At 67.6% G+C, this 11,982-nt stretch carries 17 protein-coding genes; 15 read left to right on the top strand and 2 right to left on the bottom strand.

What is annotated here, in order from left to right; genetic code table 11:
• Positions 1-58 precede the first annotated feature (58 nt).
• The 11 genes from hisA (at position 59) to tatC (ending at position 6,937) form a co-directional block, all read left to right on the top strand.
• Complete coding sequence (hisA, locus tag AC3A6R_RS08815) at positions 59-811, top strand: 1-(5-phosphoribosyl)-5-[(5-phosphoribosylamino)methylideneamino]imidazole-4-carboxamide isomerase (protein WP_487862157.1); 753 nt, start codon at positions 59-61, stop codon at positions 809-811.
• Positions 812-862: 51 nt separating this feature from the next.
• Complete coding sequence (locus AC3A6R_RS08810) at positions 863-2,053, top strand: AAA family ATPase (RefSeq protein WP_487864276.1); 1,191 nt, start codon at positions 863-865, stop codon at positions 2,051-2,053.
• Positions 2,054-2,083: 30 nt separating this feature from the next.
• Positions 2,084-2,920, top strand: a complete 837-nt coding sequence (locus AC3A6R_RS08805) for a D-hexose-6-phosphate mutarotase (RefSeq protein ID WP_487862155.1) — start codon at positions 2,084-2,086, stop codon at positions 2,918-2,920.
• A 20-nt stretch (positions 2,921-2,940) separates the two neighbouring features.
• Positions 2,941-3,720, top strand: coding sequence for an imidazole glycerol phosphate synthase subunit HisF (hisF, locus tag AC3A6R_RS08800; protein ID WP_487862154.1), 780 nt, complete (start codon positions 2,941-2,943; stop codon positions 3,718-3,720).
• Positions 3,721-3,741: 21 nt separating this feature from the next.
• Positions 3,742-4,140: a phosphoribosyl-AMP cyclohydrolase gene (gene hisI / locus AC3A6R_RS08795; protein WP_487862303.1), complete on the top strand. Its 399-nt coding sequence runs from the start codon at positions 3,742-3,744 to the stop codon at positions 4,138-4,140.
• On the top strand, positions 4,137-4,523 hold the full coding sequence (locus tag AC3A6R_RS08790; RefSeq protein ID WP_487862153.1) for a phosphoribosyl-ATP diphosphatase: 387 nt from the start codon (positions 4,137-4,139) through the stop codon (positions 4,521-4,523). The genes hisI and AC3A6R_RS08790 overlap by 4 nt, the downstream gene beginning before the upstream one ends.
• A gap of 10 nt (positions 4,524-4,533) precedes the next feature.
• Entirely contained in the window at positions 4,534-4,923 is a 390-nt protein-coding gene (locus tag AC3A6R_RS08785) for a DUF4870 family protein (RefSeq protein ID WP_487862152.1), read from the top strand.
• Positions 4,913-5,272: a histidine triad nucleotide-binding protein gene (locus tag AC3A6R_RS08780; RefSeq protein ID WP_487862151.1), complete on the top strand. Its 360-nt coding sequence runs from the start codon at positions 4,913-4,915 to the stop codon at positions 5,270-5,272. The genes AC3A6R_RS08785 and AC3A6R_RS08780 overlap by 11 nt, the downstream gene beginning before the upstream one ends.
• A gap of 62 nt (positions 5,273-5,334) precedes the next feature.
• The gene (gene tatA / locus AC3A6R_RS08775; RefSeq protein ID WP_487862150.1) at positions 5,335-5,586 is read left to right on the top strand and encodes a Sec-independent protein translocase subunit TatA; all 252 of its coding nucleotides are present in this window, start codon (positions 5,335-5,337) and stop codon (positions 5,584-5,586) included.
• A gap of 13 nt (positions 5,587-5,599) precedes the next feature.
• The gene (gene tatB / locus AC3A6R_RS08770; RefSeq protein ID WP_487862149.1) at positions 5,600-6,061 is read left to right on the top strand and encodes a Sec-independent protein translocase protein TatB; all 462 of its coding nucleotides are present in this window, start codon (positions 5,600-5,602) and stop codon (positions 6,059-6,061) included.
• Positions 6,062-6,133: 72 nt separating this feature from the next.
• On the top strand, positions 6,134-6,937 hold the full coding sequence (gene tatC / locus AC3A6R_RS08765) for a twin-arginine translocase subunit TatC (protein ID WP_487864275.1): 804 nt from the start codon (positions 6,134-6,136) through the stop codon (positions 6,935-6,937).
• A gap of 33 nt (positions 6,938-6,970) precedes the next feature.
• Here tatC and AC3A6R_RS08760 read toward each other — a convergent pair whose 3' ends face one another.
• On the bottom strand, positions 6,971-8,131 hold the full coding sequence (locus tag AC3A6R_RS08760) for a S1C family serine protease (RefSeq protein ID WP_487862147.1): 1,161 nt from the start codon (positions 8,129-8,131) through the stop codon (positions 6,971-6,973).
• 26 nt (positions 8,132-8,157) lie between these two features.
• Here AC3A6R_RS08760 and AC3A6R_RS08755 point away from each other — a divergent pair, with 26 nt between their 5' ends.
• The 3 genes from AC3A6R_RS08755 to pdxA all read left to right on the top strand — a co-directional run bounded on the left by AC3A6R_RS08755 (position 8,158) and on the right by pdxA (position 10,557).
• Positions 8,158-8,664, top strand: a complete 507-nt coding sequence (locus AC3A6R_RS08755; protein WP_487864274.1) for a hypothetical protein — start codon at positions 8,158-8,160, stop codon at positions 8,662-8,664.
• Positions 8,665-8,725: 61 nt separating this feature from the next.
• Positions 8,726-9,499 carry a Nif3-like dinuclear metal center hexameric protein gene (locus AC3A6R_RS08750; protein WP_487862145.1) on the top strand — a complete coding sequence of 258 codons (774 nt, stop codon included), beginning with the start codon at positions 8,726-8,728 and terminating at the stop codon, positions 9,497-9,499.
• Positions 9,496-10,557, top strand: a complete 1,062-nt coding sequence (gene pdxA / locus AC3A6R_RS08745; protein WP_487864273.1) for a 4-hydroxythreonine-4-phosphate dehydrogenase PdxA — start codon at positions 9,496-9,498, stop codon at positions 10,555-10,557. The genes AC3A6R_RS08750 and pdxA overlap by 4 nt, the downstream gene beginning before the upstream one ends.
• Before the next feature lie 9 nt (positions 10,558-10,566).
• Here pdxA and mscL read toward each other — a convergent pair whose 3' ends face one another.
• Complete coding sequence (mscL, locus tag AC3A6R_RS08740; protein ID WP_487862143.1) at positions 10,567-10,998, bottom strand: large conductance mechanosensitive channel protein MscL; 432 nt, start codon at positions 10,996-10,998, stop codon at positions 10,567-10,569.
• A gap of 119 nt (positions 10,999-11,117) precedes the next feature.
• Here mscL and AC3A6R_RS08735 point away from each other — a divergent pair, with 119 nt between their 5' ends.
• Positions 11,118-11,840 carry a phosphatase PAP2 family protein gene (locus AC3A6R_RS08735; RefSeq protein WP_487862142.1) on the top strand — a complete coding sequence of 241 codons (723 nt, stop codon included), beginning with the start codon at positions 11,118-11,120 and terminating at the stop codon, positions 11,838-11,840.
• The last annotated feature ends 142 nt before the right edge of the window (positions 11,841-11,982 follow it).

The raw sequence follows: 11,982 nt of genomic DNA, 5'->3' as shown, positions 1-11,982 counted from the left end.
TCCCTCGCCTGGGCTTCGCCATCCGACAGCCCTTTCTTCGCCCACTCGCGCCACTTTCATGCTCCTCATCCCAGCGATCGACCTCAAAGACGGCCACTGCGTACGCCTCAAGCAAGGCGATATGGACCAGTCCACCATCTTCAGCGAAGACCCCGCCGCCATGGCCCGCAAATGGGTCGACGCCGGCGCGCGGCGGCTGCACCTGGTCGACCTGAATGGCGCCTTCGCCGGCAAGCCGCAGAATCACGCGGCCATCAAGGCGATCCTGAAGGAAGTCGGCGACGACATCCCGGTGCAGCTCGGCGGCGGCATCCGCGACCTCGACACCATCGAGCGCTACATCGACGACGGCCTGCGCTACGTGATCATCGGGACCGCCGCGGTCAAGAACCCCGGCTTCCTGAAGGACGCCTGCGTGGCCTTCGGCGGCCACATCATCGTGGGGCTCGACGCCAAGGAAGGCAAGGTCGCCACTGATGGCTGGAGCAAGCTCACGGGCCACGAGGTGGCCGACCTCGGCAAGAAGTTCGAGGACTACGGCGTCGAGTCGATCATCTACACCGACATCGGCCGCGACGGCATGCTCTCGGGCATCAACATCGAGGCGACGGTGCGGCTCGCGCAGGCACTGACGATCCCGGTGATCGCCTCGGGCGGCCTCTCGAACATGGCCGACATCGACAAGCTCTGCGCGGTCGAGCCCGAGGGTGTCGAAGGCGTGATCTGCGGTCGTGCGATCTATTCGGGCGACCTCGACTTCGCGGCCGCGCAGGCGCGGGCCGACGAGCTCGCGGGCGCCGGACAGCCGTAGACAGCGGACTTCCCGGCCGCTTTCCGGGCGCGCCAGCGGAGTCCTTCCAACGTGCTCTCTGCGCTTGCCATCGCCAACTACCGGTCGCTGCGCGCGCTCACGGTGCCGCTCGCGCAGCTCACCGTGGTCACGGGGCCGAACGGCAGCGGCAAGTCGAGCGTCTACCGCGCGATGCGCCTGCTGGCCGAGATCGCCAGCGGCGGCGTGATCCGCTCGCTGGTGCGCGAGGGCGGGCTCTCTTCCACGCTGTGGGCCGGGCCCGAGCGCTTCTCGGCGGCCATGCTGCGCGGGGAGCATCCGGTGCAGGGCACCGTGCGCAGCGAGCCGGTCAATCTGCGCCTGGGCTTCGCGGGCGCGGCCAGTGACGATTTCGGCTACGCGATCGACATCGGCCTGCCGATTCCGCGCGACGGCAGCCGCTTCAACCGCGACCCGCAGATCAAGCACGAGGCGATCTGGAGCGGCCCGCTGCTGCGTGCGTCGACGCAACTCGTCGACCGCAAGGGCGCCTCGCTGAGGCTGCGCGCCGAGCGCGGCGGCGGCTGGACGCCCGTGGGGCGGCCGGTCGCGCACTTCGCGAGCATGATGACGGAGTTCGCCGATCCGCAGGCCGCGCCTGAGATGCTGACGCTGCGTGAGCAGATGCGCTCCTGGCGCTTCTACGACCATTTCCGCTCCGATGCCGGCGCGCCCGCGCGCCAGCCCCAGCTCGGCACCTACACGCCCGTGCTTGCCGACGATGGCGCCGACCTGGCCGCCGCGCTGCAGACCATCCGCGAGATCGGGGACGGCGAGGCGCTCGACCGCGCGGTGGACGATGCCTTTCCGGGCGCGCGCCTCGAGGTGCGCACCGTCGAGGACCGCTTTGAGACGTTGATGCACCAGCACGGCCTGCTGCGCCCGCTGACGGCCGCCGAGCTCTCCGACGGCACGCTGCGCTACCTGCTGTGGATCGCCGCGCTGCTCACGCCCCGCCCGCCAGCGCTCCTGGTGCTCAACGAGCCCGAGACCAGCCTGCATCCCGACCTGCTGCCTGCACTCGGCCGGCTGGTCGCGCACGCCGCGCGCGCGTCGCAGGTCATCGTGGTGTCACACGCCGCGCGCCTCATCGCCGCGCTCGAGGATGCGGCGCAGGACGGAGCCCCGCTGCAGCCAGTGGTGCTCGAGAAGCGCCTGGGCGAGACCCGCATCGCCAACCTCGACATGAGCGAGATCCCGCGCTGGGCGTGGCCGGCGCGCTGACGCGGGCGGACCGCTGCCTACAATTCCCCGATGGATATCAGCTCGATCGAGTTTCGCGGCCAGCCCGCCCTTCGCGCCGCGGGTGCCGACGGCAGCCTGCTGACGGTGTCGCTGCACGGGGCGCAGGCGCTCTCGTGGGTCACGGCCGATGGGGTGGAGCGCCTCTACCTGAGCCCGCGCGCGGTGTTCGACGGCAAGTCTGCCATCCGCGGCGGCGTGCCCATCTGCTGCCCGCAGTTCAACCAGCGCGGCACGCTGCCCAAGCACGGCTTCATGCGGAACCTGCCCTGGGAAGACCGCGGCATCGACGCAACGTCGGGCGACTGGGTGCTGCGCCTCCGCGACAGCGACGCCACCCGCAGCCTCTGGCCCCATCCTTTCGAGGCGCGCCTTCATCTGGCCATGGCGCCGGGGCGGCTGCGCATCGCGCTCGTGCTGCTCAACACGGGCTCTGCGCCGCTGAGCTTTGCCGCGGCGCTGCACACCTATCTGTGCGTCGACGACATCGCCGAAGTGCGCCTGGAGGGCCTGCAGGGTGCGAACCGCTGGGATTCGGTGCGCGACGATCGCCACGTGGAGACGGCGCCGGCGCTGCGCTTCGATGCCGAGTTCGACAGCGTCTACGCCGCGCCCGCGCAACCGCTCCAGCTCGTGCAGCCCGGCGGCACGCTCGAGATCTCCCAGAGCGCGAGCTGCAGCGAAACCGTGGTCTGGAACCCGGGCGCCGCGCTCAGTGCGAAACTCGCCGACATGCCCGACGACGGCTTTCGCCACATGCTCTGCGTCGAAGCCGCCCGCATCGACGAGCAGGTGCTGCTGATGCCCGGTGCCGAATGGCAGGGCTGGCAGCAACTGCGCGTTCTTTGAAATTTTCCCTCTCACCGACCATGCTCGCCAAACGCATCATTCCCTGTCTCGACGTCACCGGCGGCCGCGTCGTGAAGGGCGTCAACTTCCTCGAACTGCGCGATGCGGGCGATCCGGTGGAGATTGCCGCGCGCTACAACGCGCAGGGCGCCGACGAGCTCACCTTCCTCGACATCACCGCCACCAGCGACGGCCGTGACCTGATCCTGCCGATGATCGAGGCCGTGGCCTCGCAGGTGTTCATTCCGCTCACCGTGGGCGGCGGCGTGCGCACGGTCGAGGACGTGCGGCGGCTGCTCAATGCCGGCGCCGACAAGACCAGCTTCAATTCGGCCGCCATCGCCAATCCGCAGGTGATCGAAGAGGCCTCGCAGAAATACGGCGCCCAGTGCATCGTGGTGGCCATCGACGCCAAGCGCCGCAGCGCCGAGGAGGCCGCCACCCGCGGACCAGGCTGGGACGTGTACAGCCACGGCGGGCGCAAGAACACCGGGCTCGACGCCGTGGCCTGGGCCACCGAGATGGCGCGCCGCGGCGCGGGCGAGATCCTCCTGACCAGCATGGACCGCGACGGCACCAAGAGCGGCTTCGACCTCGCGCTCACGCGCGCCGTGAGCGACGCGGTCGACGTGCCCGTCATCGCCTCGGGCGGCGTCGGCAGCCTCGACGACCTCGCCGACGGCATCCAGACCGGCGGCGCCGATGCGGTGCTCGCCGCGAGCATCTTCCACTACGGCCAGCACACGGTCGGCGAGGCCAAGGCCCGCATGGCCGCCCGGGGCATTCCGGTGCGCACCTGAGGCGTTGCCCAGGGTGGGACAATACGCGCCATGAACTGGCTCGACGAAGTGAAGTGGGACGCGAACGGCCTGGTGCCCGTGATCGCGCAGGAACAGGGCAGCAACGACGTGCTGATGTTCGCGTGGATGAACCGCGAGGCGCTCGAGAAGACCGCCGAACTCGGCCGCGCCGTGTATTTCAGCCGCTCGCGCGGCAAGCTCTGGTTCAAGGGCGAGGAATCGGGCCATGTGCAGACCGTGCACGAGATCCGCATCGACTGCGACAACGACGTGGTGCTGCTCAAGGTGACGCAGCGCGGCCACGAGCCCGGCATCGCCTGCCACACCGGCCGCCACAGCTGCTTCTTCAGCAAGTACGAGAACGGCCGCTGGACGGTCACGGAGCCGGTCTTGAAAGACCCGGAGTCGATCTACAAATGACCGCCACAGTGAACAACAACACTTCGGACGCCCTTGCACGCCTGGCCGCGGTCATCGAGAGCCGCCTGCCCGCGCGCGGCGGCGACCCCGAGAAGAGCTACGTCGCGCGCCTGCTGCACCGCGGCCCCGATGCCTTCCTCAAGAAGATCGGCGAAGAGGCCACCGAGGTCGTGATGGCCGCGAAGGACGCCGACCATGGCGGCGACCGCGCAAAAATAGTGAACGAAGTGGCCGACCTGTGGTTCCACACCATGGTGGCGTTGGCGCACTACGGCGCATCGCCGGCCGAGGTCATCGCGGAGCTCGAGCGCCGCGAAGGCACCAGCGGTATCGAGGAAAAGGCCCTGCGCAAGGCGCAGGCGCGTGAAGCATCCAACGATTGAAAGGACAGGCATGGCCAACGAGATCGTGAACGTGGAACCCGAGGAGTCGCTCAAGACCTGGGGCTGGATCAGCTACATCCTGCACCTGGTCGTGGCCGTCGGCGCCGTGCTGCCGGGCATGCAGGCTTCGGTGGCGCTGCTGCTGGTGGCGCTTTTGATCGATTTCATCAAGCGCGACAACGCAGCCGGCACCTGGCAGGCCTCGCACTTCAGCTGGCGCATCCGCTCGGTGCTCTGGGCCGGCCTGCTGTACATCGTGACCTCGTGGCTCTGGCTGCTGCTGCTCGTGCCGGGCTGGATCGCCTGGAGCCTGATCTCTCTGTGGTTCCTGTACCGGATCGTCAAGGGCATGATCCGCATGAACGACAACCGCGCCATGGAACCCAAAGATGTCATCTGATCCGAACTGCATCTTCTGCAAGATCGTCGAAGGCAAGATCCCGTCGCGCAAGGTCTACGAGGACGAAGAGCTGTTCGCCTTCCACGACATCGCGCCCTGGGCGCCGGTGCATTTCATGGTGGTGCCCAAGCGCCACATCGCGTCCATGGCGCAGCTCACCGAGGACGACGCCGCGCTGATGGGCCGGATCATGACCCTGGCACCCAAGCTGGCGCTCGAGCAGGGCTGCAGGCCGTATCCCGAAGGCGGCTTCCGCGTGGTCGTCAACACCGGGGCCGAGGGCGGGCAGGAAGTGCAGCATCTCCATGTCCATGTCATGGGCGGTCCCCGGCCCTGGCTTCGCGGCTGAGCGATAAGCCAAACTGTCACACTTACCCCGACTAAAATCGGACACATTCTTAGGAGTCTTCCATGGGTTCTTTTTCCATCTGGCACTGGCTGATCGTGCTGCTCGTCGTGGTCATGATCTTCGGCACCAAGAAGCTGCGGAACATGGGTTCGGACCTTGGCGGTGCCGTCAAGGGCTTCAAGGACGGCATGAAGGACGGCGGCTCGACCGACGCCTCCGCGGCCGCACCAGCCCCGACCGCGCAAGTGACCGGCCAGCCCCCGGCCAACAGCGACAAGTCGGCCATCGACGTCGAAGCACGTCAGAAGTCCTGAGCGCCGTCCGCAAGTGCTCGACCTCGGCATTGAGAAGCTGGCGCTGGTCGGCGTCGTGGCGCTGATCGTCATCGGACCCGAAAAGCTGCCGCGGGTGGCCCGCACCGTCGGCATGCTGCTCGGCAAGGCGCAGCGCTACGTGAACGACGTCAAGGCCGAGGTCAATCGGTCGATGGAGCTCGACGAGCTCCGCAAGATGAAAACCACGGTCGAGGACGCGGCGCGCGACGTGGAGCACAGCATCCACACGGGCGCGAGCGATCTCGAGAAACAGCTGTCGGGCTCTTCGGGCGAAACGCTCTCGGCGCTGGCCGAGCCCGAGCTGTCGGTGCCCGAATACAGGCACCCGCGCAAGAACTGGCGGCTGAAGCAGGGCGCCACGCCGCAGTGGTATAAGGCCCGCAATGGCATGCGCACCAAGGCGCTGTCCGGGGCGGCGCGCGTGGCGCGCTACCGTCCCCGCAAGATCAACTAGCGAATCCGCAGCGTTCCTCGTGCGCCGAACGCCGGCCGGAGCCACGTTTTCCCCGCTCTTTCTTCCTCCCCCATGGCCGATTCCGACAACAAGAACAAAGACGCAGAAGACGAGCTGGCGGGCACCGAACAGCCGTTCGTGCAGCACCTGGTCGAGCTGCGCGACCGGCTGCTTTACTGCGTCTACGGCCTGGCGATCGCGGGCGCGCTGCTCGCCATCTGGCCGGGCCCAGGCGGGCTGATCGACCTGATCGCCATGCCCATCCGCGCGCACATGCCGCCGGATGCCAAGCTCATCGCGATCGGCGTGTTCTCGCCCTTCTTCGTGCCGCTCAAGGTGCTGATGATGACGGCGGTGCTGCTCACGCTGCCCTGGCTCATGTACCAGGCCTGGATGTTCATCGCGCCGGGGCTCTATAGCCACGAAAAGCGCTTCGCGCTGCCGCTGATCTTCTTCGGCAGCCTGCTGGCCTATGGAGGCATCGCGTTCGTGCAGTTCTTCGTGCTCGACAAGATGTTCGGCTTCATCCAGAACTTCACCCCCGACGCGGTGGCGGCCACGCCCGACATCTCTTCGTACGTGGAGGCCATCCTCTCGCTCTACATCGCCTTCGGCGTGGCCTTCCAGGTGCCGATCGTGGTGATGCTGCTGGTGCGCTTCAACATGGTCACGATCGAGAAGCTGCGCTCGTTCCGTGGCTACTTCATCGTCATGGCTTTCGTGATTGCCGCGGTGCTCACGCCGCCCGACGTGATCTCGCAGCTCGCGCTGGCGGTGCCGATGTGCCTGCTGTACGAGGTGGGCATCATCGGTGCGCGCTATTTCGCACAGGGCAACAAGAAGCCCGACGAGGAAGGCGCCGACTCCTCGGTCTGACCGGCGCCCTGCGGGCCCGGTCTTTTCAGTGCGTCACTCTGGCTGGTTCGGCATCTGCCGGATCGGCGTTCTCGGGCGCAGGCCCGGCGTCACGTCGAGTTCCATCTTGTCGCTACCGCGTTGCAGCGCGAAGCGTGCCGAAGTGCCGGGCTTGAGCCCGGCCACTGCGGTCAGCAGGGACTGCACGCTGTCGGTGCGCTTTTCGCCCACCGAGGTGATCACGTCGCCCGGGCGGATGCCGGCCTTCGCTGCGGGGCCGTTCTGCAGCACGCCGGTGATGATCACGCCCGAGTCGGCCTTGACGCCGAAGGTTTCAGCCAGTTCGGGCGAGAGTTCGTTGGGCTCGACGCCGATCCATCCGCGGCGCACCTGGCCGTCCTTCACGATGCCTTCGAGGACGATCTTCGCCATCGACACCGGAATCGCGAAGCCGATGCCCATGCTGCCGCCCGATCGCGAATAGATGGCCGTGTTGACGCCCTGGAGGTTGCCGTTCACGTCGATCAGCGCACCGCCCGAATTGCCGGGGTTGATGGCCGCATCGGTCTGGATGAAGTTCTCGAAGTTGTTGATGCCGAGCTGGTTGCGCCCGAGCGCCGAGACGATGCCGCTGGTGACGGTCTGGCCCACACCGAACGGGTTGCCGATGGCGAGCACCTGGTCGCCTACCTGGAGTTCGTCGGAGTTGCCCAGCACGATCGCGGGCAGCTTGTCGAGTTCGATCTTGAGTACCGCGAGGTCGGTGTCCGGGTCGGTGCCGATGACCTTGCCGCGCGTGTGGCGGCTGTCGTTGAGCGTGATCTCGATCTCGTCGGCGCCTTCGACCACATGGTTGTTGGTCAGGATGTAGCCGTCGGAGCTCACGATCACGCCGCTGCCCAGGCCGACCTGGGGCTGGTCCGCCTGGTCGCCGAAGAAGAAACGGAACCAGGGATCGTTGCTGCGGGGATGGCGCGGCGCGGCCTTGCTGGTGTTGATGCTCACCACGGCCGGCGAGGCCTTCTTGGCCGCCGCGCTGAGGCTGCCCGGCGCCGGCGCGGACGGGGCGCCGCCCGGCGCCTCGACGATCGACACCACGCCGCCCAGTGACGTCGTGCGCCGGTTGATCCACTCGGGCTTGAGCGTCGCGACGACGAAGTAGGCCGCGAGCAGGACGGTCACGGCTTGGGCAAAGAGCAGCCAGGTGCGTTTCATGAAAACTTGGAAGAGAAAGACAGACGGTGAATGCGCGCGCCACCCACTGGCGGCGCAAGGGTCGATTCTCCCTCAACGTCAACCCAGCTAGAAAACTGCGCAATGCCGGCCGGAATGCGACTTTTGCCGCGTGGGTCTTGATCCCTGCGGAATTGCACGGCGTATGCTCCCCAAGGCGAATCCTCAGCGAAGTGAAAATCGCGTCAAAACGCAACATTGTTTCCAAACTGCTGGTTAAGCCGCCTATTTACATGAAACGCCATTTGCTTCTCGCGGCCGCTTCCCTCGCCCTGCTCGGCCTCGCCGCCTGCATCACGCCCTCGTCCTCCAACGCGCCGGCCCAGCCGGCAGCCGCGTCGGCGAACCCGGGCGCAGGCCGCGACGCCCAAGGTTGCATCCCCTCCGCCGGTTACGCCTGGTGCGCCAGCACGAACCGGTGCGAACGACCGTGGGAACTGGCGAGAAAGAACGGCCTGCCCAACACCATGCAGGCGTTCGAGGCGTTCTGCCGCGGGTCTGCGAGCGGCAGGTAGTTCGCTCGGCCTCCGATCGCCGGGCGATGCGCAGGCGCGGCGAGGGCGCGACAATGTCGTGATGAGCACCACACGCAACGAGCTGCTGCACGCCTTCGATCTGCTGCTCGCGCCCTCGCGCTTCAAGGACTACGGACCCAACGGCCTGCAGGTCGAGGGCCGCACCGTGGTGCGCAAGATCGTCTCGGGCGTGACCGCGAGCCGCGCGCTCATCGAAGCCGCCATTCGGGCCGAGGCCGACGCCATCTTCGTGCACCACGGTCTGTTCTGGCGCGGCCAGGACGGCCGCGTGACCGGCTGGATGAAGCAGCGCCTGAGCCTGCTGCTGGGCGACGACGTCAACCTGTTCGCCTACCACCTGCCGCTCGATGCGCATCCGGAGCTCGGCAACAACGCGCAGCTCGGCCTGCAGCTCGGGCTGCTGGCCCATCCCGGCTCGGCAGGGCGCTTCGGCGAGCAGGAGCTCGGCTTCCTCGGCGCGCCCGAGAACGGGGAGCCCTTCGCGAGCGGCAAGGCGCTCGCGGCACATGCCGAGAAGGTGCTGGGGCGGCCCGTCACGCTGGTGGACACGGCCCAGCGCCCGATCCGGAACGTCGCCTGGTGCACGGGTGGCGCCCAGGGATATTTCGAGGCCGCCATCGCTGCCGGCGCGGACGCGTTCATCACGGGGGAAATCTCCGAGCCGCAGGCCCACTATGCACGCGAGATGGGGGTAGCCTTCCTGGCCTGCGGCCACCATGCGACCGAGCGCTTCGGTGCGCCCGCGGTGGCGGGGCACGTGGCGGCGCAGCTCGGGCTCAAGCACGAGTTCATCGACATCGACAACCCCGCATGAGCGATCTGGCCACGCACGCACCGATCGCGATCACGCTCGGCGATCCGGCGGGCATCGGGCCCGAGATCATCGTCAAGGCGTTTCAGGCTGCGCCCGAGACCACGCGCGGCGCGTTCGTGGCCGGCGACGTCGCCACCGTGCGCAGCGCCGCCCAGGCGCTTGCGCGGCCAGGCCTGCCGGCGTGGCCGGTGGCGCAGATCGAGCGCATCGCCGAGGCTGCCGCCGTGCCGCCCGGCTGCATCCCGGTGCTGCAGGTGGTGGCGCCGCCTGCGCAGCCGATCGTGCTCGGCCGCATCAGTGCCGAGGCCGGCCGCATTGCGGGCGAGTGCGTCGTCTGGGCCGCGCGCGCGGCGCTGCGCGCGGAGGTCGCCGCAATCGTCACGGCGCCGCTCCACAAGGAAGCCCTGGCGGCGGCCGGCCTTCCGTACCCGGGCCACACCGAACTGCTGCAGGCCGAGGCGGCGGCGCATGCGGGGCTCGCGGTCGAGGGCATGCCGGTGCGCATGATGCTCGCCAACGACGAACTGCGCACCGTGCTGGTGAGCATCCACGTGTCGCTGCGCGATGCCATCACGGCCGTGAGCTTCGGCGGCGTCCTCGAGACGCTGCGCATCACGCACCGCGCGCTGCAGCGCATCCTCGGGCGGGCGCCGCGCATCGGCGTGGCCGGTCTCAATCCGCATGCGGGAGAGGGCGGGCTGTTCGGTTCCGAAGAGCGCGATGTGATCGCGCCCGCCATTGCCGCCGCGCGCGCCGAAGGCATCGATGCCGACGGCCCGCACGCGCCCGATACCGTCTTCATGCGCGCGCGCGCCAAGGGCAGCGTGCCCGACAGCGGCGAGTTCGACGTGGTGGTGGCGATGTACCACGACCAGGGGTTGATCCCGGTCAAGTACCTCGGCGTGGAGAAAGGCGTGAACGTGACGCTCGGCCTGCCGCTGGTGCGCACCAGCCCCGACCACGGCACCGCCTTCGACATTGCCGGCACGGGGCGGGCCGATGCGTCGAGCCTCGTCGAGGCCCTGCGCATGGCGCGCCGGCTGGCCGCAGCGCGTTGATTGCGCCGCTCAGGGCCGCTTGAGGCTGTCGCGAATCTCGCGCAGCAGCGCGATGTCTTCGGGCGGGGCGACCGGTGCCGCTGGCGTCTCGGCCTGGGTTTTGCGCAGCTTGTTGATCTGCTTGACCATCATGAAGATGATGAATGCGAGGATCAGGAAGTTGACCGCGATGGTGATGAAGTTGCCATAGGCCAGCACCGGAACGCCTGCCTTCTTGAGGTCCGCGAGGTTGTTTGCCACGCCGGCCGGCGCCGTGCCCAGCACCACGAAGAGGTTCGAGAAATCGAGCTTGCCGAACACCAGCCCGACGAGCGGCATGATGATGTCGTTCACCAGCGAGTCGACGATCTTCCCGAACGCCGCGCCGATGATTACGCCCACGGCGAGATCCACTACGTTGCCCTTGACGGCAAATTCCTTGAACTCACTGACGATGCTCATGATGTCGTTACCCTCTGCGTTCTTTGGTGTGGAATGGGCCGCCAGTATGCCGTCACGCGTTCGGGATTCGCCAACCTGAGGCTTCCGGGCAGCGCCCGAGTGTAGTTCGAAAGCGTTGCATGCCAATGGCGTCCGGTTGTTTTGCCACACGCGGCGTCGCGGGCATCAATAATAAGAAGAATATCTTCCTCAATTCGATGAATAATTTCTGGTTAGTTGTCACGGCATTCGGTGACAGTGGTTTTCTGCTGCCCGCGGCATTCTGGATTGCAATCTGGCTCGCGAGCAATCCGGAGACGCGACGTGCAGCGGTGCATTGGGTATTCCTATTCGGCGGCTGCGGATTGCTGGTGATGATCTCGAAACTGGCTTTCCTGGGCTGGGGAATTGGCAGTGCCCGTTTCGATTTCACCGGATTCAGCGGGCACACCGCGTTGGCAACGGGGCTCTGGCCGGTCATCTTCTGGCTCGCGGCCCAGCGCGCTTCGCCTGCCGTGCGCTTCGCTGCCGTGGCAGCCGGGTGCGGCTGGGCGGTCGTGGTGGGCACCTCGCGGTTGGCCCTCGAGGCGCATTCCACGACGGAAGTCGTAACCGGAACGTTCCTCGGTCTGATGGCGAGCATCGGCTTTCTCTGGTTGCATGGTGCGCGGCGGATTCCGCCGCCGGCGCCGCGCTGGCTGGCCGCCGGCCTGGCCGTGCCGCTCGTGTTCTTTCTCGTGGGGCGCCCTGCACCGACACAGGGCGCACTGGAAGCGCTGGCCAAGTGGATGGCGGGCATCGAACGCCCGTACACGCGCCTCGATCTGCGGCAGCTGCGCGAGCCTCCGCGCAAGCGGGCGTAGCAAAAAACCTCTGCTTACAAAAGAGCAAACCTTTTCAACGCATTGCCGGGGCCTCGGGTTCGTGGCATGGATGCCACAAAGGGCAATGTCAAGCCGGTAATTGATAGTTCACATTTGGGGGTGAGCGGTCGGCTCGTCGGGC

This window comes from Variovorax sp. Soil_C_19, from assembly GCF_057657255.1.
The sequence above is the reverse complement of the archived record's forward strand: the minus strand, read 5'-3'. Positions and strand labels throughout refer to the sequence as shown.